The 20,607-nt window shown below is 55.9% G+C and carries 18 protein-coding genes; 1 reads left to right on the forward strand and 17 read right to left on the reverse strand.

The window, feature by feature from the left end:
* Window positions 1-70: 70 nt before the first annotated feature.
* The 15 genes from H7U37_RS00900 to H7U37_RS00970 all read right to left on the reverse strand — a co-directional run bounded on the left by H7U37_RS00900 (window position 71) and on the right by H7U37_RS00970 (window position 16,645).
* The gene (locus H7U37_RS00900; RefSeq protein ID WP_204872882.1) at window positions 71-1,816 is read right to left on the reverse strand and encodes an ABC transporter ATP-binding protein; all 1,746 of its coding nucleotides are present in this window, start codon (window positions 1,814-1,816) and stop codon (window positions 71-73) included.
* Window positions 1,817-1,818: 2 nt separating this feature from the next.
* Window positions 1,819-3,576 carry an ATP-binding cassette domain-containing protein gene (locus H7U37_RS00905; protein WP_204872884.1) on the reverse strand — a complete coding sequence of 586 codons (1,758 nt, stop codon included), beginning with the start codon at window positions 3,574-3,576 and terminating at the stop codon, window positions 1,819-1,821.
* A 99-nt stretch (window positions 3,577-3,675) separates the two neighbouring features.
* Entirely contained in the window at window positions 3,676-4,656 is a 981-nt protein-coding gene (locus H7U37_RS00910) for a helix-turn-helix domain-containing protein (RefSeq protein WP_204872886.1), read from the reverse strand.
* 18 nt (window positions 4,657-4,674) lie between these two features.
* Window positions 4,675-6,057: an ABC transporter ATP-binding protein gene (locus tag H7U37_RS00915; RefSeq protein WP_204872888.1), complete on the reverse strand. Its 1,383-nt coding sequence runs from the start codon at window positions 6,055-6,057 to the stop codon at window positions 4,675-4,677.
* The gene (locus H7U37_RS00920) at window positions 6,051-6,746 is read right to left on the reverse strand and encodes an energy-coupling factor transporter transmembrane component T (protein WP_204872891.1); all 696 of its coding nucleotides are present in this window, start codon (window positions 6,744-6,746) and stop codon (window positions 6,051-6,053) included. The genes H7U37_RS00915 and H7U37_RS00920 overlap by 7 nt, the downstream gene beginning before the upstream one ends.
* A 1-nt stretch (window position 6,747) precedes the next feature.
* A complete protein-coding gene (locus tag H7U37_RS00925; RefSeq protein ID WP_204872893.1) occupies window positions 6,748-7,347 on the reverse strand; it encodes an MptD family putative ECF transporter S component in 600 nt (199 codons plus the stop codon).
* Window positions 7,348-7,648: 301 nt separating this feature from the next.
* Window positions 7,649-8,368, reverse strand: a complete 720-nt coding sequence (locus H7U37_RS00930) for an L-2-amino-thiazoline-4-carboxylic acid hydrolase (RefSeq protein WP_243414179.1) — start codon at window positions 8,366-8,368, stop codon at window positions 7,649-7,651.
* A 109-nt stretch (window positions 8,369-8,477) separates the two neighbouring features.
* The gene (locus H7U37_RS00935; protein WP_204872898.1) at window positions 8,478-10,994 is read right to left on the reverse strand and encodes an ATP-binding cassette domain-containing protein; all 2,517 of its coding nucleotides are present in this window, start codon (window positions 10,992-10,994) and stop codon (window positions 8,478-8,480) included.
* Between the two features lie 15 nt (window positions 10,995-11,009).
* Entirely contained in the window at window positions 11,010-11,714 is a 705-nt protein-coding gene (locus H7U37_RS00940) for an energy-coupling factor transporter transmembrane protein EcfT (RefSeq protein WP_204872900.1), read from the reverse strand.
* Entirely contained in the window at window positions 11,711-12,292 is a 582-nt protein-coding gene (locus H7U37_RS00945; protein WP_204872902.1) for an MptD family putative ECF transporter S component, read from the reverse strand. Before H7U37_RS00945 ends, H7U37_RS00940 begins: the two co-directional genes overlap by 4 nt.
* Before the next feature lie 175 nt (window positions 12,293-12,467).
* Window positions 12,468-13,331 carry a helix-turn-helix transcriptional regulator gene (locus H7U37_RS00950; RefSeq protein ID WP_338049732.1) on the reverse strand — a complete coding sequence of 288 codons (864 nt, stop codon included), beginning with the start codon at window positions 13,329-13,331 and terminating at the stop codon, window positions 12,468-12,470.
* Between the two features lie 136 nt (window positions 13,332-13,467).
* Window positions 13,468-14,256 carry a class I SAM-dependent methyltransferase gene (locus H7U37_RS00955; RefSeq protein ID WP_477742896.1) on the reverse strand — a complete coding sequence of 263 codons (789 nt, stop codon included), beginning with the start codon at window positions 14,254-14,256 and terminating at the stop codon, window positions 13,468-13,470.
* A gap of 251 nt (window positions 14,257-14,507) precedes the next feature.
* On the reverse strand, window positions 14,508-15,023 hold the full coding sequence (locus tag H7U37_RS00960) for a hypothetical protein (protein ID WP_204872908.1): 516 nt from the start codon (window positions 15,021-15,023) through the stop codon (window positions 14,508-14,510).
* Window positions 15,024-15,093: 70 nt separating this feature from the next.
* Window positions 15,094-15,879 carry a ZIP family metal transporter gene (locus H7U37_RS00965; RefSeq protein WP_204872910.1) on the reverse strand — a complete coding sequence of 262 codons (786 nt, stop codon included), beginning with the start codon at window positions 15,877-15,879 and terminating at the stop codon, window positions 15,094-15,096.
* A 286-nt stretch (window positions 15,880-16,165) separates the two neighbouring features.
* Complete coding sequence (locus H7U37_RS00970) at window positions 16,166-16,645, reverse strand: hypothetical protein (protein ID WP_204872912.1); 480 nt, start codon at window positions 16,643-16,645, stop codon at window positions 16,166-16,168.
* A 156-nt stretch (window positions 16,646-16,801) separates the two neighbouring features.
* Here H7U37_RS00970 and H7U37_RS00975 point away from each other — a divergent pair, with 156 nt between their 5' ends.
* Window positions 16,802-17,032 (forward strand): helix-turn-helix domain-containing protein, encoded by a 231-nt coding sequence (locus tag H7U37_RS00975; protein WP_040411886.1) that lies wholly within the window; start codon window positions 16,802-16,804, stop codon window positions 17,030-17,032.
* Between the two features lie 90 nt (window positions 17,033-17,122).
* Here H7U37_RS00975 and H7U37_RS00980 read toward each other — a convergent pair whose 3' ends face one another.
* Complete coding sequence (locus H7U37_RS00980; RefSeq protein WP_204872914.1) at window positions 17,123-18,853, reverse strand: ABC transporter ATP-binding protein; 1,731 nt, start codon at window positions 18,851-18,853, stop codon at window positions 17,123-17,125.
* Window positions 18,850-20,595: an ABC transporter ATP-binding protein gene (locus H7U37_RS00985; protein ID WP_204872916.1), complete on the reverse strand. Its 1,746-nt coding sequence runs from the start codon at window positions 20,593-20,595 to the stop codon at window positions 18,850-18,852. The genes H7U37_RS00980 and H7U37_RS00985 overlap by 4 nt, the downstream gene beginning before the upstream one ends.
* Window positions 20,596-20,607: the final 12 nt, after the last annotated feature.

Here is a 20,607-nt window from a genome sequence, read left to right on the forward strand (position 1 = left end):
AAGCCAAAATCCAAAGAATCATTCCAAAACAGTATGTGGGGAGGCATATCTGCCTCCCCACATACTTATTTTATATCCGCCAGCCCTCAGCCCGCTGTCGGATCTCGATAAAGTTCCGGTAAATTCCCTCCTGGCTCATCAGCTCCTGATGGGTGCCCTGCTGAGCAATGCGGCCATCCTCCACCACTAAAATCCGGTCTGCGTTTTGGATTGTAGCCAGACGGTGGGCGATGGTGATGATGGTCTTTCCCCGCACCAGAGCAGAGAGCGCCTCCTGGATCTCATGCTCATTCTCCGGGTCCACGCTGGCGGTGGCCTCATCGAGAATGATGATGGGGGCATCTTTCAGCAGACACCGGGCAATGGAAATGCGCTGCTTTTCTCCGCCGGAAAGGTTGGAACCGCCCTCTCCCACTATGGTGTCATACCCTTGGGGCAGCGCCATGATAAAGTCATGGCAGCGGGCCGCTTTAGCTGCAGCGATCACATCCTCCTCGGCAGCATCCGGACGGCCAAAACGGATGTTATTGCGGATGGTGTCGTGGAACAGATACACATTCTGAAATACCATAGCAATGTTGCGCAAAAGGCTGTCGCAGGTCATCTTCCGGATGTCATAGCCGCCCACGGTGATGCGTCCCTGATCCACATCATAAAACCGGGCCAGCAGTGCGCAGAGCGTGCTCTTCCCGCTGCCGGACGGCCCTACAATGGCGGTGGCGCTGTTTTGCGGCAGATGGAAGGAAACATCGTGGATCACCTCCCGTGTTCCGTAACCGAAGGAGACATGGTCGAAGCAGATGTCGTAATGCTCCAAAGAGATGTCTTTCCCATCCTGATCCGGCAGTTCCGTTCCCTCCAGTTCTTCCAGACGGTCCAGCACCGAGTCCGTGACAGAAAGGATATGGGCGGCGTCGTTGATGGACTCCACACTGCCGAAGATCGTGAAGGAAAACATGGCAGCCATCAGGAGCACCGGCAACTCCAAGGTTCCGTTCATAGTCTGCCAGCCGGCGGTGAGCACCAGGCCAACAGCTGCGGCCTTCAGAGAAAACAGGTGCAGGCAGTTCCAGGGCACAAAGCCAAACTCATTTTTGATACGGATGTCCTTATTGGCCCGGCACGCCTCAAAAAACCGCTGGGAGGACACCCCCTCCTGGCCAAAGGATTTGACCACGGGCAGGCCATGGATGTACTCAATGGCCGCCCCGGACAATGCCTCTTGGGCCCGATGTCCCACCGGAGCGGTGCGGGCACTCTGCCGCCCGATGCCGCGGAGGGCAAAGGCGGACAGCAGCACGCCCACCACTGCCACCAGCGCCGCCTCCGGGCAGAAGAATGCCATGCACAAAACGATGACCAGTACCTGCAGATAGCCGTTGATGACTGCATCCACCATTTTCATGCTTTGCAACTCCAAGGTACTCAATTCCGTGGTCAGAGCAGCCAGAATGTCGCCCAGGTTATTCTTGGAGAAATACCCCAAGGAAACCCGTTTGAGCAGGTCACCAAGTTCCAGTCTCTGCTGCGCCGCTCGCTCTGTTCCGATACTCTCCTGGAGCCGGTTTTTCCAGTAAGCACACACGAAGCGCAGAACGATCAGCAGGATGATCCCGCCCAGGCACAGCCAGGGGAGCTTGGCGTCCAGCGCCGTCCCCTCCTGGGCACTCTCGATGACCAGCCCAAGGGCCCAGGCCGCCAGCATCACCGGCCCGGCGGCGGCCCAGGTGGCAAGAAACGAACAGAGGCTTCCGAGATACAGCCGTCTGTGGTACCCCTTTGTCCAACGCAGAATCCGATTCATACTCTGAAACATCGTCAAGCCTCCTTTCCAACTGCCCAATTCTGGGCACCCACATGGGCCTGCCATAGCTTTTGATATAGCGGGCATCGGCTGAGCAACTCCGGCTGTGTGCCTTTGTCCACAATACGGCCTTTCTCCAGCACCACGATCTGGTCGGCGTTCTGAATCGTGCTCAGCCGGTGGGCAATAACCAGCAGCGTTTTCCCCCGGGAGAGCGCCATCAGGGAACGCTGGATCTTGTCCTCATTCTCTGGATCGGTAAAGGCGGTGGCCTCGTCCAGAATGACAATGGGGGCGTCCTTCAGAATCGCGCGGGCGATGGCGATCCGCTGCCGCTCCCCACCGGAGAGCTGCTTGCCCGCTTCACCCGCTGGGGTATCCCATCCATGCTCCAGCCGTCCTAAAAACTCCTCACACTGAGCGGCCCGGGCAGCCGCCCAAACTTCCTCCTCCGTGGCGTCCGGCTTCCCCAATCGAATGTTTTCTTTCAGAGAGCAGTCAAAGAGGAAATTGTCCTGTGTCACGAAACTGACCTGATCCGCCAGCTGCTTCAGTGTGAGATTCCGAATATCCACACCGCCTATGGCAATGCGGCCATCCGTCACATCCCAGAACCGGGCGATAAGCCGGGCTGCCGTAGATTTGCCGCCGCCGGAGGGACCCACCAGAGCGGTGAAGGTGCCGGCGGGAAGTTCCAGATCAATGTGACGCAGCACAGTGTCCTCTTCTTTCCCGCTATACGAGAAGGACACATCCCGCAAAGTGATACCGCTGCCGGAGAGGCGGGCGGGCTCGGACGCCTCTGGCAGTTCCTCCAGATCCAGCAGATGCCGAGTGTCCCGGACGGCAAATTCCATGCTCTTCATGGAATTGAGAAAGGCTGCAGCCTGCACCAGCGGGGACACGATACCCAACACCAGCATCAGGCATAGAGCCAGCCGTGCCGGGTCCAGGACGCCGGTCTGATACAGGGCGATCCCAACCGGCAGGGTAGCCAGCAGCGTGGTAGGCAGGATGGACAGGCACAGGTTCATGGACTTCCAGGTACAGCGGAACCAATCCAGCGTGAAGTCACGGAAGCTGGTCACTGCCCGGACGAATTTCTCATAGGAGGCGCCGCTCTGGTTGAAAGCCTTTACCACCTCGATGCCCTCCACATACTCCACAATGATACTGTTGACCTGGGCATTGGCCTCCATATAGGCGGCATACTTTTCGTTGTAGGTCCGCAGGCTCGCCGCCATGGGGATCAGCGCGGCCGGGATCGTAGCAAGGGAGGCAAGGCCCATCCGCCAATCCATGGCAAAGAGGGCGATCACCACCACGATAGGCAGCAGCACATTGGAACTCAGTTCCGGGATCATGTGGGCCAGCGGCGGCTCAATGTCCTCGATCCGATCCACGATGGTGCTCTTGAGGGAACCGACGGGCTTCGACAGCACACTCCCCAAGGGAGCGTGCATCAGCTTATGGGCCACTTGACGGCGCAGACCCTCCAAAATGGTGTAGGCAGACACATGGGCCAGCATAGTAGAAAAGGCGTAAAAAGCCACCTTGACCGCATATCCCGCCAGACACACTCCAGCCCATCGGAGAAGCTCCATGCCGGAGGCCGACTGATGGATAAACAGGCGAAGGATCTCATAGACCCCCAGATACGGCACAAAGCCCCCTGCTACGCTGATAACAGCACACAAGACAGACAAGACCAGCTTTCCCCGGCAGGGACCGGCAAAGGAGAGCAGGATGGCCAGCCAGCTGCGTTGTTTCACAAAACCACTCCTCTCAAAAAAATCGGCATGGTGAGATGTCTCTCACCATGCCCTATTTTATCGGTTCTTGTCCGTGCTTGCCGCTCCGCACGGCCGGCGTCACTCCGTTTCGTCAGGAAAAGAGAGAACGGGATTCCCGCCGCCTCGCCGGTATTCCAGCGGAGTTTGTCCCTTCACCGCCCGAAAAGCCGCGGCAAATTTGCTGGAGCTGTCATAGCCCACCGCTCCGGCGATCTCTGTAACACTGGCCTCCGGTTCTTTCCGAAGCAGCAGAGCCGCCCGATCCATCCGCAGTGCCCGCATATAGGTGTTCACCGGACTGCCATATACACTTTTGAAACAAGCCTTCATGGTGGTCAAAGGTATCTGGTACTGTCTGGACAGAGCCTCCAATGTGATATGCTGCTCCAGATGCTCCACCAGATAGGAGCGGATGGCCTTTACCGTTTCCACCTGGGAACGGTAAAAATACGGTTTTTCCGTTCCGCTTCCCAATTCCAGGGCGTCGAGATACAGCAGCAGCTCCAGAATCTTTACCCGGAAGTAGGGCATTTTGATCTGCTCCGGTACGGCACAAAGCTCCTGAAAAATGTGATCCACCGAGGGTGCTCCGTGAATAACCCGCGGTCGGGCATCCGGACAGAATTTCCGCTGGATGGCGGCCAGGTCCAAAGGATAGTCCCCCGCCAGATGAGCCAGTTCCATGGGCGCCATGGACAGATCAAAGCACATGGAGATGCCATGATAGTGGGACAACGGGAGGGAAAAATATCCTTTGTGCTTCAGACGGCGATCCACTTTCAGGTCACCTGCCTCCACATAGGAGAATGCATCGTTGCCCACAGCGTATTCCATCCGGCCTTCCCGGCAATAGTCGATGCAGAGAAGATCCTGCCGGGTCTCAAAAGAGGAGTCGCAATAGGCCATGTGGAAATCGTTATACAGGATGGTAGCGCCGGGGAACGCCTCGTAGACGGTCATGGTTCCCTCGCCGCTCTCATTTCGCAGCTGATAAACGCTGCACCCACCGCTCTTGGCCAAGAGGCACAGATCCGGCTGGCCGTCCTGTAACAATGCCATTGCGGCTCAACTCCTTTCTCAAAGTTCCAGGACTCGGTCACAGGCGCACTGGAGAAATTCGCGGTCATGGGTCACCACCAGAACCACCCGGCCCTCGGCCGCCAGTTCCCGTGCGCAGCGGGCCACTTCCTGCATTCTTGCATAGTCCAGACCACTGGTGGGCTCGTCGAATACCAGCAGCGGCTTTTGGGACAGCATGGCGGTAGCCACCGCCAAACGCTGCTTCTGACCGCCGGAGAGGGCCATAGGGTGCTTTTCCCGGAACGCAAGCAAATTGAGCCGATCCAGCACCTCCTGAATGCGCTGGTCAGAGAGCCCTTCCATAGCCAGCCGGCACTCTCCCCATACGCTGTCGGAAAAGAGCTGATGGTTCACATCCTGCATGACGCAGTAGGCAATCCGCTGCCGCTGCTTCGCACCAAGGATGCGGCCGTTGAGGCGGATCGTTCCGGCACTCTCCCGCATCAGGCCACACAAGCAGCGGGAAAGGGTGCTTTTTCCCACGCCATTGTCACCCGTGACGGCCAGCACCTCTCCCGGGCGGGCGGAGAAGAAAAGGTTTTGAAATATCGGCGGCTTCCGCTTGTACCGGCAGCACAGTCCCTCCACAGACAGTCCATCCTGTTCCCCCGCAGCGCGGGAGGGCGGCAGAGTCACCTGAGTAGGCGTGAGTGTGCGAAGGCCCAGAGCGATCCGTTCTGTCTCAGCCAGCCGCCGGAATTCTGCTCCGCTCCAGATCCGCTCCACGACCCCGTCCCGCAGATAGACGGCCCGATCTATGAGATCCGCCAGAAAGTACAACCGATGCTCCGCAATGAGAATGGTGTGTCCCCGACTTTTCAGGTATGCGATTTGATCATGGAGTCTGTCAATGGTATCCCGATCCAAATTGGCCGTAGGTTCATCCAGAATGTAGAGTTCCGGCCCCATGGCATAGACCGAGGCAAAGGCCAGCAGCTGCTTTTCTCCGCCCGACATGGCAAAGATGTTCCGGCCCCTCAGCCGCTTCAGATGTAGGCGGTCAGTGGTATTATCCAGCCGACGGAGGATCTCACCCCGAGTCATGCCCTGATTTTCCAGGCCAAAGGCCAGCTCACTGTCGGAATCCATGTTGAAAAACTGACTTTTGGGGTTCTGGAAAACAGACCCTACCTGCCGGGCCAGTTGGTAAAGAGGCTGTTCCCTCACCGGTGCGCCGTGGAGCAGGACCTGTCCGGTCAGCGTGCAGGCCTCCGTAAATGCCGGGATCAAGCCGTTGACCAACTTAGTGATGGTGGTCTTTCCGCAGCCGGAAGCGCCGCAGAGCAGGACACACTCGCCCGGTCGGATGGTCAGATCCACGTGGGTGAGGGTGCCTCTTTCTTTTGTATAGGAAAAGGACACATCTTGCAGTTCTACCATGGAAACACCCCCAATTTGACTGCCAGAAGGACAGCAGTCAACCCCACGCCCACAACGAATGCGGTGCTGTCAACCGGCGTGGCCCGCAGCTCCACCAGACTGGTCTTAGGTGCTGGGTCCTCGATTCCCCGGGTTACTGCCGCTGCGGACAGCTCCTCCGCAGTGCCGGTAGCGGAAACCATCAGGGGAACCATGATCCCCTCCAGTTTTGCCAATCCCCGGATGCCCCGCAACCGCATCGCATCACGGATATAGCCTGTCTCTTCCCGAATGGCGGGAAAGTACCTCAGCGTCACCGAGACGGCCACAATCAGCCGCTGAGGGAAGTGGATCTTCCGCATTCCAGCCACCAGATAGGGCATAGGCGTCCGACGAAACATCAGAAAGCCGATCATCAGGCAGGGCATCATCCGGCGGGCATAGTTAGCGAAAATGGAAAAGCTGGTAGCAGCCCATCCCGGCGCGGCCGGCAAAATCCAGTATTGCAGGCACAGGATTCCCCCAAAAATCAAGAGGCTTTTCCCCGCCATGGCAAAGCAGTGATGGAGCAGCATCAGGAACAGGAGAAAACCGATCCATGTCATTTCCATCCAAAAAGGCTGCTCACTGAAGGCCGCCAGATTGGCGAAGACCAGCAGAGCAAGACCCACTCTGGGGTCGAACACCAAACAGCGCCGTGCCTCATCCATGTTACAGAATCCCCGCCTTCTCGAAGTGCTTGCGGAACATTCCCCTGGCCAGCAGGATACCCAGAATAGCCCCCACGATAGGTGCCCCCACCAGAACCACGATCATACCCGGAGAAGTCAATGCCGCCAAGGTGGAGACATAGGCTTCCGGCATTCCCTGCTGGCTGATCTGCGCCAGAAAGCTGTCTCGCATGATCCAGATAGGCAGCGGGGAGCCGATCATCCCCAGCGAGAAGAACACATAGGCCAGAGCATTACCGCGGAAAGACCGGTAATGGCTACAGATCCGGCAAAGCTCCGCCAGGATGCAGCTCACCGCAAAAGCAATGAGAATCACCACCGTGAATTGGCCAGTAACAAAGTAGATCAAGGCCGTAATAAAGCCCATCAGGACCACCGCGCCGGTCTTTGGCACCTTGGCGCACATCATCAGGAATGGGATCCCCGCAAATACGGCGATCAGACCAGGCATCAAGATCCAAAGCAGAGGATGCAGACCGCTGAGAAGCATAAAAGCAAAGTTGATGACAAAGTAGATGGCGGAGAAAATTCCCACCGTAATGATGTCCTTCCCCGTCATCCCTTTTTTCTGCGTATTCATGATGTACCGCTCTCCTTTAATGCGGTTAGATTATGCTAACCGTTATTTCTGAGAAAAGGCGCTCAGCGCGCCCCTCCTTACTGAGTATAGCGGTACATCGCCGTTCTTTCCGCTCCGTTTGGACGACTTCGTCCTATTTGGTCGAGAGATATATGCTTTATCATAACACAGATGCACCATTTTCACCATACTGAATGGATCCGAAATTGCCATGCGAACTCTGGTGGACAACTTCAACCTATTTTGAGAGATGTGACGATAATAAAAAACCGGCAATGTGGATACATCCAATGCAACAGCCTCATTTCAGCGGATCAGACGCATCCAGAATATGAGGCGGCCATACAGATGGAATGGGAGCGCTGCGCTTGATCTTGAAGTCGCACACGCCATCCCCGGCAGCGCAGGTCTTTTCCCGATACAAGGAAACCCCAAAGGCTCGGAACATAACATAGTCCAGGTTGCACATATAGGGCAGATACTCCATGTATCCTCTCTCTTTGCAAAATTCATAGATGGGGCAAACCAGATTATGATAGATCACGGTATACTCCGCTGTGGGTTCCATGGTCTGCGTCAAAAAGCTGCCAGGATTTTTCGCAGCGTTTTCCGCGTTCCTTTTGTCCTTTTTCTTCAGCGCTTTCGTAACAAGGCCGGGACAGTGGTGAAACAGTCCGCCAGCCAACCGGCGCAGAAGGCGGGGCATTTGATCAAAATGACGCTCATACAAAGTGGTCGCCAGCCGTCCCCAGTCGTTGGTGGAGAGACCATATTTCTTGCCCACCACGCCGACAGCCACAAAGAACATGCAGCCAGTCAAATTCCTGGTGCCGCTGCTGCTGTCCCCTCCGATAAAGGGAAAATGCTCCAGCATCTCCCGCTCATAGCAACTCCAGATCTCTGCAAAAGCCTGGGGATAGGATTTCCCGAAAACCTCCTCAATCTCCGACCTGACAAGCTTCAGATACCCGTCCATTTCCTTTTGCAGTTTGCCCTTGTTTTTTCGATAATACTCGTGCATAGGTTCTCCCCCTGTGTTTGTATTTCCATTGCAAAGCAGGAGCGTCATCTCTGTGCTGATGACGCTCCCGTTGTGGATTTCAGGCAAACAAATCATCCTGTTGGCCATCTTATTTTCGGATCACAAGGATATCCTGGGTTCCGGAACAAAGCTGTTCGGTGCGGCTTTCAATTTTGGTGAATCCCGCCGCCCGGGCTGCCGCCTCCACTTCTCCGGCGCGTACCGCCAGATCCATGCCGTTGAGGAAGTAGGGCAGATAGCCCGTCATCATGTCCCAGGGACCGGACAGATCCTCCGCAATCCCCTCGGACACCACCAGAAACACGCCGCCGGGATTGAGCGCGTCAAAGAACTTTTTCATCAGCGGCTCCATACCGCCCTTGGCAAAGAGCATGACGGATACGGCCAGGATCAGATCATAGCCGCTGCCAAGATCGTCGGTGAGGAAGTTCCCCTGCATGACCTTGACCCGCTCTCCCAGCCCGGCGGCGTCCACCGAGGGCTGAATGATCTGAGATGGAATCTGATCCAGCAGCGCGCCGGAGCGGTTCTCCCCGTCGCTGATGACAGCCAGCCCCAGCAGTCCGGCGGCACAGCCCACATCCAGCACCCGGCGGATCGTACTGTTTTCCGGAAGTTCCCGGACAATGCGCAAAATCTCCTGCTGGCGGTACCCCTCCTCGGACATGCGGAGCATCTGGCCGTACTGAGCGAAGTCCAGATTCTGCTCCATCTCCATCTGGGGCATGGGCTGAGGGCCTTCTGTCAGCAGCTTTTTCACATCCATGGGCACCATGCCCTCGTTCTGTCCGTAAAAATGGATGAAACCGCCCAGATAGTCCGGCGTTCCCCGGACCAGATACTTCTGGGCTTCCTGGGAATTGACATAGCTATCCCCCGCTTTTTGCAGAAAACCGTAGGTACCGAGCGTTGCCAGCAGATACCCGGTATTCGCCTCGTTCCAGCCCATGGCCTGGGCCAGCTCTGCAGGGGTTTTCTTCTCCTGCAGGTAGGTAAAGAGATCCAGCTCCAAAGCGCTGCTCACCACCTTGCCGTACAGGTTGAGATAGGGCAGCTGCACCAGCTGATCCCATACGCTTAAATGCTTCATGTTGTTCAGGCTCCTTTCAGAATCAAACTCATCAAATTCCGACGCTCCAAATATTTGCCACAGACGTTCTGCGCCGTCCCGGTTCAGGGGAAAGAACGCCTGGGGTGTTCCATCCTTCAAATGTATAATGTGGGTGGCACACCGAAAGATCAGCTCCGGATCGTGGGTGACCATCAGGGTACAGACCGCATTCTGATTTGCGCTTGTGATCTGCTGTGCGGTGCGCAGCAGATTTTCTCCGTCCTGACCGCTGGTTGGCTCATCATAGAGCAGGAGCCGGCGGCCGCTGGCCAGGGCGACACCCAGAGACAGCCGCTGCTTCTGCCCACCGGAAAGAGATCCGGGATGGCGGCTTTCCAGCCCCGCAAGTCCCAGAGCTTTCAGAATCTCCTGTGCGTCTTGCTCTGATATGTCGGGATCGTTCAGCGTCAGCTCTCCCAGCACCGTATCGGAAAACAGCTGGTGTCCCGCTTCCTGCATCACCAGATAAGACAGGCGGGACAGCGCTTTGGGCGCTGCTGGTTTCCCACCGACTCTCACCGTTCCCCGGAACCTCAGCAGCCCGCTCAGGGTCAGCAGCAGGGTGGATTTTCCCGCCCCGTTTCTCCCGACTACCGCGACAATGGCCCCTTTGGGGATTTGCAAGTGTGATATATGCAGCACTTCCCGGCGGCCCCGGAGGCAGCAGAGGCCACGCAGCTCCAGACCGGGTTCCATCCATTCTTCCGGTCGTGCCTGGGGACAGAGGGAGAACAGCTGCCCTCGATCCACAGCCCGCAGGCCAAGGGCCTGGCGTGTCTGCGGATCCAGTGCTGTCATCCGTTCGGGTTCAAAATCCCCGCGGAGCTTCCCGTTCTCCAGCAGCAGATAGCGATCTGCCAGACCGTGCAGATACCAGAGGCGATGTTCGGACACCAGGATCGTCACACCGGAGGCTTTCATGGTCTCCAGCAAGCCCCGCAGTTTTCGGATGCCCTCCAGGTCCAGATTGGAGGACGGCTCGTCCAGCACCACAACCTGGGGCATGGACGCATAGACGCTGCCGCAGGCGATCTGCTGTTTTTCACCGCCGGACAGGGCAAAGATGCTGCGCTCCATTAACGACTCCAGCCCCAGCTCCGTTACCACCTGGTCCAGGCGGCGACGCATCTGCTCCCGGGGCATATTCTGGTTTTCCAGCTGAAAGGCCAGTTCTCCCGTGGTATCCGTATGAAAGAACTGGGTTCGGGGATTCTGAAACACACTGCCCACCACCCGGGCAAGTTCCGGCAGGGATGCGGATGCAGGCGCCATACCGCTTACCGAAACATCCCCCTCCAGTCTGCCCTGGTAGAAATGGCAGGCCAGGCCGTTAATAATGCGCAGCAGCGTCGTTTTTCCACAGCCGCTTTTACCGCACAGCACCACGCATTGTCCCTTGGGAATGTGAAATGAAATGTGGTCCAGGCTGGGACTCTGCGCTTCCTCTGACCCCTGAGATAAATATGTATAGGAAACCTCCTGAAACCGAATCATCGGGCTGCTCCCCTTTCAAAACGCCAGATTCCATACTGTGACCGCCAGTGACGCAAGGATCAAAACCCAGTCCAATACGCCCAGTTTGAGCTCCAGGTAGTTGGTCCTGGGCCGATCCTTGTCAAAGCCCCTGGCCATAACCGCCGCCGACATTTCGTCCACCACCTCCGAGCACCGGAGGAGAAACGGGACCAGAAGATACTCCAGCAGCCGCATGGGGTGGAGGATGCTGTTGATTCCCGTGGCTCCCAGCCCCCGGAGGCGCAAAGCCTGGGAAACCGCCTGCCACTCCTCTGTCATGGTGGGAACAAAACGAAACATTACGGCCATGGGGATGACCACCACCCCCGGCAGGCGCATGGCGGTAAAGGCACTGATGTAAGCCCCCACCGTCACCGTCTTTGTGACCAGGTAGAAAGAGACGGCCAGCGGCAGAAGGAACCGCAGCACATGGCAGATCAACAGCACGGCATACTGAGCCGCCCCGGAAAGCCGGCTCACCAACAATTGGTCTCCCAGCGTCATCAGAAGAAACAGCAGAACCACCGCCACCGCCCTTCCAGCTTTTTTACTCAACAGCAGGACAACGATGCAGAGGAGCAGAAGGACGATCTCCTGCATCCGGGTCATTCCGGAAAAAACGCAGAGACAGGCCGCCACAAACAGGGCCAATTTGCTTCTGGGGTCGGGGTGAAAACGACTGTGCACCTGCCTGTTCACACTGCTCCGACCTTTGCGAAATGCTTTTTCAGCAGTTTCTTTCCGAACATGCCTCCCAGGATCCCGCCCAGCAGCGCCAAAACAATAAATACGGCGATGATCCAGTCGGGCGTCAGACGGTCAATGGTATCTGCGTACTCCTGGCCATAGTAGGTCACGCAGGTGGAGAGGAAGGCATCCTTTGCCAACAGCAAGGAGAAAAAGGGCCCCATGGATGTCAGATTGAACACGCAGTAGCTGGCAGCCAACGCAGTGGGCGAGCGTCTCCGTTTCCCCCACGCGATCCCTTCCGCAACCACGCCCCACACCGCCGCGGCGATCAGAGGGTAAATACTTGCCATGGAAGTAATGGCGCCCACCAGCAGTGCAAGAATGAAAATGGCGCCTGTTTTAGGTACCTTCACGCAGTACAACAGATAAACTGTCCCCAATACAATGCCGGCAATCAGCGGAGTGGCCAGGTAGAGCACCGGAACAATGGGCAGTACCATAACTGCAAGAACCGTCAGCAGCACCAAATAAATTGCCGCAAATGCGCCGGCCGCGATCAGGTCTTTTGTGGTCAACTTGGACTTCATATAGAATCCTGCCTTTCAAGATCAATTTCTTTTTCCTTCGGTTAGCTATATCTAACCTTCAATAATTATATGGTATCCAATTTCTTTGTTCCACTCTAAAAAGTCTGCCGAAGGCGCAAATGCTCCAAAAGGTCAAAAAATATCCCGCGGTCAGGCGGGATATTTGAGAAAGCGCTTATTTGTTTTTCCTGCCGCTCCGGTACTGGGCCGGAGTGCAACCTACAATCGCACGGAATGCCTGGGCAAATTTGCTGGGATTCTGATACCCCAGTTCCAAAGCAATTTCTCCAATCTGGAGATCTGTCTCCAAAAGACGCTGGGACGCACAGTGCATTTTATAGCTGCGCAGATAGGCGTAGGGAGTCTCCCCATAGATTTGCTTGAACCCGGCTTTCAACTGGGTCAGGCTGATTTCATGTTCCGCCGCAAGCTCCTTCAGACTGATCCGTCCGTCCTCATTCTGGAGCATATGATCTTTCACATGTTTGATCTTTTCTGTCAGCGCCTTGGGCAGATAACCGCAGTTTTCCTCAAAAACAGTCTGGTCGGCCTGAATGTGATAGAGCAGCTCAAGCAGTTTCAGTCGCAGGAAGGTCAACTGGGGTTTAACCAGGTTTCCGTACAGTTCCCGATACACATGCTCCACCGCCTCATTGCGGCGGAAGACTCTGCAATGCTCCGCCAGACTGTATTTCCGGAAAATTTCCCTGGCGCTGATTCCAAGACCGGCCAGCTCCGGCACATCGTCACAGGTCTTGGGGTACAGGATGATGGTAGAGCCAAAGTAATCCTTTAAGGGAAAGGAGGCGCCGATGGGCGGATGCAGCATGCTGTTGAGGGCAATATCCCCTTCGCCCATATAGACGTAATTCCAGTGGTCAAAGACGCATTCAAACCGCCCACGGGCGCAGTGATGAATGCCGATCACATCCTGTTCCATGCCATCCTGAAAGCAGGTCTCACAAGCAAAATCCGTCACCATCAGCTGTACGCCCGGAAAAATATCATAGAGCCAAAGATCTGCATGGCCATCTTCCACAGGATATGTGGCATGGCTGACAAATGGCGCCGGCCCTGGTGTTATGACTTTATCTTTCAAATAGTTCAGCTCCTGCACCGGGTCTCACCTCATTCCCATTTTGCTGCGGGACGCATCTTGTTTTTCTCTCAAAAAATTACAGTTCGAAATGTACCATCTTCACCATGCGGAACCGATCAGAAACAGCCATGCTAATCTTTGTGGACAGCTTCAAATCGCTTCTTGGGATATGGCGGTAGTAGGGCTCCTTGGCCAGCACTCTGACCCCGCCACCGATTTTCCCGGCCAGCTCCGCCACTGAATCCACATAGAAAAACATCCGGGCATCAGCGTGGCCTACCTGCTTCATGTACCTCTTCCGCATCATGGACATACCACTTTTGCTCACAGCATCAAAGACAAGCTCGATCTTTCCGAATTTCTGCAGCATTTGGAACAGCCCCACAACCTTAACCTCCTCAAAATAGTGGAACAGCCCACCAGCGGTAACCAGGATGGGAGCATCCGGCGCATCAGCGCGAATCCTCCTGATCCAGTTTTCGGCAAAAGCGTCCCCGGTGAGGTAGATCTCGCGCTCCGCCTCCGGCAGCAGCTCCCGCCGGTACTCCACCACATGGGGCAGATCAACGGCGTACCATCGAGTGTGACCGTTGTCGCAGCGATGATACGTCGTTTCCAGACCGCATCCGAGCTGGACAATGATACCATCCGGCCTGCGTTCCAGAAATGACATGATGAACCGGTCCATATTGGCGGACCGAGCGGCGGAGGCCAGCAGGGTGTACTGGCTCTGTCCGTCCTGCTCCAGTAGGGCGGACGGCAGCTTCTTTTTCAGATCCAGTGCCTTTTCATCGTATAAGATCTGTGGGTAGTGCTCACTGGCATAGATTCTCCCCGCCATGGGGACAAACAGCGTGTCTTCCACAACGCCTAACTTTGACATAACAACACCCCTTCTGTTTTCCGGATTACTTCCTGCCGACAAGCCGCCTGGAAGATACTAGTATCATCATTGCCGCCCGGCGGCGGGAGCCGAAAGTTTCTTCCGCGGTATCCATGAGTCAGACATTCTGATAGCCCATCTCCTGCAGTTTTTGCGCAAAGGCATCCCCATCATCTTGACTACCGGTCTGACAATTTGAAAACGAATACCTATGCGGCACATTTTCTTACAGTTCACCAAAACATATTGATGAGCAGCCCCAGCCCTGCCTGGGCTGCCGCCAGGATAGGGCACATAAAAAACGGCCACTGAAGCAGATGCTCCGGCAGAGCATAGCTCTTCATCCAGGCTTTGAACGCATAGCTGGGGTGCCCCTCCGTACCAGGGATGATAAACCGGCTTTTCGCCTTCCTCTGAATCAGCCAGAAATCCAGAAAGAACAGGTCACAGAAATTGACCATCATCCACTGGATATACCCGGTCAGGGCCAGCCGCCAGAATCCTGTCGTCCCACCCTCCACAGTGCTGATTGCACCATAAAGAAGGAGGGGCAGCAACTCCCCAAAGCAGATCCAAAGCCAATAAAATTGGTTTTCCGCCCCGGTAGGCGGCTCTTTTGCCACCTTGATGATAGCGGGTGGATAGCTGGGAAACACCAGCCGGGGATGATACAGCGCCACCAACCCGGCAAACAGGTTAAAATAGGCTGCCATAGCAAGCCCGTCCAAGATGGTGCGCGTCCAGTTCATACACATCTCCTATCACTATCATTTGCTCGTATTCCAGACCGAGAAAAGAATCGGTTAGGTATCATCGTTCTCAAGCACCCAGCGCCACATCCAGCGTCATCATAAGGGTAAAACCGACTGCAAACAGAATAGTCCCTATATTGGAGTGCTTCCCCACTGACATTTCCGGGATCAATTCCTCGACTACCACATAGATCATCGCTCCGGCGGCAAAGCTCAGGGCGTAAGGCAGTACCGGAACCAAAATCCCCGCCAGAAGGATGGTCAGAATCGCACCTATGGGCTCCACTGCACCGGAAATCGTTCCGTAGAGAAAGGATCGGGATTTGGAGAATCCCTCCGCTTTCAGAGGCATGGATATGATTGCGCCCTCCGGGAAGTTCTGAATGGCAATTCCCAGAGAAAGAGCCAGCGCACCCGCCAGCGTGATCCCGCTGTCCCCAAAGAGCCACCCGGCATAAACCGCCCCTACCGCCATTCCTTCCGGAATATTGTGCAGTGCCACAGCCAGCGTCAGCATGGTCGTCTTTCCAAGACTGCTTTTGATGCCCTCGGCCTCCGCGCTGCCGCGGTGCAGATGCGGAATCAGCCGATCCAGTCCCAGCAGGAACAGGATGCCGAGCCAGAACCCCGCAACGGCGGGGACAAAGGACCACCGCCCCATGTCCGCCGCCTGCTCCATCGCGGGCAGCAGCAGGCTCCAGATGGAAGCCGCCACCATGACCCCCGCCGCAAAGCCGGTGAGCGCACGCTGTACCATCTCACCCAAATTGTTTCGCATAAAAAAGACGCAGGCCGCCCCCAGCGTCGTCCCCGCAAAGGGAATCAGCAGCCCTTGCCATAGCTCAATCGGCATATTCTCCTCCAATCTTACCGCAGTGGTTTTCTGCAAAGTCGATCCGGACAATCAGGAGGCGCATCGGTCCGTCGGCCAGCTTTACCAGTGGCTAACAGGTGCAACCGAACACTGTATAAGAATCTCCTGTACAGAGCCCTTATCAATTTTACATTTTTCATAGTCGCTCTTCAAAAGGTATGATACTCTATGCTTGATTATAGTTAGCTATCGCTAACCAGTCAAGTCATTTTCTGTTAGGGACAGTTAATTTTCCTATCAGCTGTGTAGAGTGTCACGCAAACTCTCACCCGCAACCTTCAACGTGTGCGAGATTCAGGATTTCTTTTTTCTTTCTCTGGGCGTAACGCAGAGTTTGATATGCTCCGCCGCTGGAATGATCCACACAGAATACCACAAGGTCGCTTCGATCCACCATCTGCCGGTTGCGAATCTGAATGGCACCCTTCGGATGGCTGCCAGCGGCGGCGCTGCACAGTTCAATTTCATCATAATATGCTTCAAAGTTCTCCAAATTGTCCCGTAGCTCTGCCGTCGGATACGGAAGTACCAAAATCAGGGCGCTATTGTCATCCCGCACACGGCGCTGTTGGCGCTTGACGGCAGAAGAAACAATCTGATCAAAGTCTCCGTTACGGCCAACCAGAAACTCCACATATTCCTTTTCCAAAAGCAATGTGTGGATCAGCGACTCCACACGCTCTTCCGCTTTCCAAAATTCCGGAACGATCCGATGTCCAAAGAAACTGACGGTAAATAGATCCATGTCGTTCTCGTTGGCATTTTCTGACCAACAGCTCCCTTAAGTAAATGTTCCAACTCTTATTATATATAAACATTTACTTAAAGTAAATAATCCTCTAATTGGTTTCAATTATATTTTACCTGTTCTGTTGGTAGCATAATGTTGGGAGGTGAAGTGATGCAGACAGAGTTTCCGGAACGATATATCACTCTGGGCTTAAAAATCGCCTATTACAGAAAAAAGGCAGGATTGACACAGGAGGTTCTTGCTGAACGGATCGGAAAAAGTGTTAATTTTGTCGGCCAGGTAGAAGGAACAGGAACAATTCGGGGTGTATCCTTGGAGACCCTGTTCAAAATTGCCCAAGTATTGAAGATTCAGCCCTCCAAACTGTTGGAGGACGACTGATTAACATTGTAAAAAGAAAGGGAGTGCCGCCGCCGGAATATACCCGGTGGCGGCACTCCTCTTTTCATGATGGTTTGGGCGTTCCTCCTCTTAGAGCTTCCACTGGCCGGACTCTTTACGGCCGGATACGAACGCTTGATACAGGCCCTCCTGGGCCATGAGCTGGCTGTGGGTGCCCCGCTGAACGATCTGTCCGCCGTCCAGCACCAGTATCTGGTCGGCGTTGCGGACCGTCTTCAGCCGGTGAGCGATCATCAGAATGGTCTTGTTCCGAGTCAGGGCTTCGATGGCCTTTTGCAGCCGGTCCTCATTCTCCGGGTCTACATTGGCGGTGGCTTCATCCAGAATCACGATGGGAGCATCCTTCAGGATCGCCCGGGCAATGGAGATGCGCTGCTTCTCGCCGCCGGAAAGACTGGAGCCACCCTCGCCGATGACGGTGTCATAGCCTTGGGGCAGGGTGAGAATGAAGTCGTGGCAACAGGCTTTCTTCGCCGCAGCCACCACTTCCTCGTGGGTGGCATTGGGGCATCCAAACTTGATGTTGTTTTCCACCGTGTCGGCAAAGAGATAGACCTTCTGAAATACCATGGAGATCTGATCCATCAGGTCCTCCAGAGTATAGTCCTTCACATTCTGACCGCCCACAAGGACGGTGCCGCTCTCCACATCCCAGAACCGGGCGATGAGATTACACAGTGTGGTTTTCCCGGAACCGCTGGGGCCCACGATGGCGGTGGTGGTTCTGTCCGGGATGGCGAAGGATACATCCCGCAGGATAGGCCGCTGGTCATAAGAGAACGAAACATGGTCGAAGGTAATGCCGTGCTCCCTGGGCGTGCCGGCCCGACCGGTCTCTGCCAGCTGGGGCATGGCGTCCGTCTCATCGGCATGGGCCATGCAGCTGCTGACGATACGCAGCAGGGACATGCCGCTGCCCGCCGAGGAGATCTGAGCAAAGACCAGGAAGGACATGATGACCACCATCAGAGCGTTGGCCAGAATCATCGTTCCGGAGAGATAGAACCATACCGCCGCAAACATCATGGCCACGCTTCCCAGCTGGAGCGCGATCCCCTGCGCCATAATATAAGGGGTGAACATCTTTTCGATGTTCAGGTTGCTGCGGCAGTTGTATTCCAGTGCTTCCTGCAAGGTGCGGTCACCCCGTCCGGTGAGGTTGAAGGACTTCACCACGCTCATGCCCTGCACATACTCCAGCACCGCCTCCACCAGTTTGGCCTCGGATTTCTGACGGTGCGGGGCGAGGGCGGCGGATTTTTGCTCCATGGCCGAGGTGATGAACAAATAAACTGTTGTAGCAGCCACCACAATGAGACCGATCCGCCAGTCAAAAATCAGGATCATCACCGTAAAGACCAGAGCGTTGAGCATCCCGCCCAGCATGGTCACCAACACCATGGGGGCCACAGTCTCCACATTGTCCAGCACGGTGGTGCAGACCCCGGTGAGCTCTCCTAGGCTGTTGTCGTTGAAGTAGCCCATGGGGACGGATTTCATCCGCTGCCCGATGGCCACGCGCTTATTTGCCGCCATGAAGTACCCTGCGTGGGTCTGCTCAAGCTGGGAGAAATATCTGGTCACGGCGCTGCCCAGAATACTGACTGCCAACAGGCCCAGCGCCTGCCACGCCGTGGCAGGGCCGATTTTTCCATCCAGCAGAGCCAGGATGGTGTAGTAGATGGCGGCAATCTCAAACATATGGAATACCGCATTGAAAAAGCAGGCGATCACCGAGCGCCGGATGTTGCGCTGTTCCTTACCGGCAAACCGCCAGATACCTCTGAATGTCTCGATCATACCGTTTCTCCCTCCTTTGCGCCCATGTGAGCCTGCCACAGATCGACGTACAACGGGCAATGGCGCAGCAGGTCTTCATGCCTGCCCTGCGCCTCGATGCTTCCATCCTTCACCACCACGATCTGATCTGCGCCGGTGATGGTGGACAGGCGGTGGGCAATGACGATGACCGTCTTACCCTCCACCAGTTTTGCCACTGCCCGCTGGACCACCGCTTCATTCTCCGGATCAATGTAGGCGGTGGCCTCGTCCAGAATCACCACGGGGGCGTTTTTCAGCATGGCCCGGGCGATGGCGATACGCTGCCGCTCTCCTCCGGAGAGATGGGCGCCTCCGCCGCCCACCCGGGTGTCATAGCCATGCTCCAACTGGCGGATGAAACCGTCGCATCCGGCGGCTTTGCCGACTTGTTCCACTTCTTGATCCGTGGCATTTACCCGGCCCATACGGATATTTTCCCGGATGGTATCGTCAAAGAGGTAATTGTCCTGAGAAACAAAGGCCACCTGGTCATAGAGTTGTTCCAGCGGGATACGGCTTTCCTCCACGCCGCCCAGGGTAATGCGGCCCTCGGTCACATCCCAGAAACCGGCGATGAGCTTGGCAATGGTGGACTTGCCCGAACCGGAGGGACCAACCAAAGCGGTGAGGCTGCCGGCCGGAATGGTGAGGGAGATGTTGTGGAGGATCTCCTTGTCTTGGGCATATCCAAAGGAGACATGATCCAAGGCGATATCCGGTCTTCCCAGCTGTGCCGGCTGTGTTCCGTGATCCTGCTCCGGCTTCAGGAGGATCTCGTCCACCGAACCTACGATGGTACCCACCTTGGCAAGATTATCCACAAAGCCCATGGCGGCAATGAGAGGCCCCACAATACTCATGGACAGGATGATGGTGGTGAGAAATACCTCCGCGGACAAGCTGCCGTCCGTGTAGAAGATCCAGCCCACAGGCAGCACCGTAATCAGCGTGGTGGGAGCGATGGCATAGGCCAGCGCCATTCCGAACTGGCATTTCTTCATCCAGTTGTAGTAGTAGGCAGCATTGGCCCGCACCCGGGAGGAGAACTTCTCATAGGAGTTCTTTCCCTGATTGAAGGCCTTGATGACCTCAATGCCGCCGATGTATTCCACAATGGTCTCGTTCATGGCCTGGGTCGTCTCCACCGCACCCTGATAGTCCTTGCCATAGCTGCCCATGATGGCCATCATAAAAGCCATGCCCACAGGAATGGACACCAGACTCAGCAATGCCATGCGCCAGTCCAGCGTAAACAGATACACGAGAACGCATACCGGCGCCAGCAGATTGGAGGTCATCTCCGGCAGCAGGTGGGCCAGTGTCGTCTCCATACTCTCCACCTGATCTACCACGATCTGTTTGAGCCGGCCGCTGGAGGTGTCCAGAATGTCTCCCAAGGGTAAGCGGGGCATTTTGGACAGAACCATCTTCCGGATGTCCCGCAGGATCTGGAAGGTGGCCTTGTGGGAGAGGGAGAGCGCCAGATTGTAAAGCAGAGTTTTGGCCAGATAGCCACCAAGGGCCACCATGCACCACAGAAGATAGAAGTTCCAGTCCCGCTGCCCGGTGAGAAGCGCTACCAGGATACGCCCTGCCGAGAGATACGGCAGCAGACCCAGCAGGACACCCGCCACCGCGCAGAAGATGGCGGCAATCAGGCCGCCGTGATGATCCTTGCCCAGCTGCCACAACCGCAGCAGTGGGCTTTGTGTTTGCTGCATAAATAAGCCTCC

The sequence above is a fragment of the Pseudoflavonifractor phocaeensis genome (assembly GCF_016901735.1).
Classification (GTDB): domain Bacteria; phylum Bacillota; class Clostridia; order Oscillospirales; family Oscillospiraceae; genus Pseudoflavonifractor_A.

What these genes read in the sequence shown, in the direction of transcription:
- H7U37_RS00920 (WP_204872891.1), bottom strand. Translation starts at nt 6,746, where the DNA reads ATGGATGAGGCACGGCGCTGTTTGGTGTTCGACCCCAGAGTGGGTCTT.
- H7U37_RS00960 (WP_204872908.1), bottom strand. Translation starts at nt 15,023, where the DNA reads ATGAACTGGACGCGCACCATCTTGGACGGGCTTGCTATGGCAGCCTAT.
- H7U37_RS00945 (WP_204872902.1), bottom strand. Translation starts at nt 12,292, where the DNA reads ATGAAGTCCAAGTTGACCACAAAAGACCTGATCGCGGCCGGCGCATTT.
- H7U37_RS00915 (WP_204872888.1), bottom strand. Translation starts at nt 6,057, where the DNA reads ATGGTAGAACTGCAAGATGTGTCCTTTTCCTATACAAAAGAAAGAGGC.
- H7U37_RS00985 (WP_204872916.1), bottom strand. Translation starts at nt 20,595, where the DNA reads ATGCAGCAAACACAAAGCCCACTGCTGCGGTTGTGGCAGCTGGGCAAG.
- H7U37_RS00935 (WP_204872898.1), bottom strand. Translation starts at nt 10,994, where the DNA reads ATGATTCGGTTTCAGGAGGTTTCCTATACATATTTATCTCAGGGGTCA.
- H7U37_RS00980 (WP_204872914.1), bottom strand. Translation starts at nt 18,853, where the DNA reads ATGATCGAGACATTCAGAGGTATCTGGCGGTTTGCCGGTAAGGAACAG.
- H7U37_RS00930 (WP_243414179.1), bottom strand. Translation starts at nt 8,368, where the DNA reads ATGCACGAGTATTATCGAAAAAACAAGGGCAAACTGCAAAAGGAAATG.
- H7U37_RS00910 (WP_204872886.1), bottom strand. Translation starts at nt 4,656, where the DNA reads ATGGCATTGTTACAGGACGGCCAGCCGGATCTGTGCCTCTTGGCCAAG.
- H7U37_RS00975 (WP_040411886.1), top strand. Translation starts at nt 16,802, where the DNA reads ATGCAGACAGAGTTTCCGGAACGATATATCACTCTGGGCTTAAAAATC.
- H7U37_RS00900 (WP_204872882.1), bottom strand. Translation starts at nt 1,816, where the DNA reads ATGTTTCAGAGTATGAATCGGATTCTGCGTTGGACAAAGGGGTACCAC.
- H7U37_RS00970 (WP_204872912.1), bottom strand. Translation starts at nt 16,645, where the DNA reads ATGGATCTATTTACCGTCAGTTTCTTTGGACATCGGATCGTTCCGGAA.
- H7U37_RS00965 (WP_204872910.1), bottom strand. Translation starts at nt 15,879, where the DNA reads ATGCCGATTGAGCTATGGCAAGGGCTGCTGATTCCCTTTGCGGGGACG.
- H7U37_RS00925 (WP_204872893.1), bottom strand. Translation starts at nt 7,347, where the DNA reads ATGAATACGCAGAAAAAAGGGATGACGGGGAAGGACATCATTACGGTG.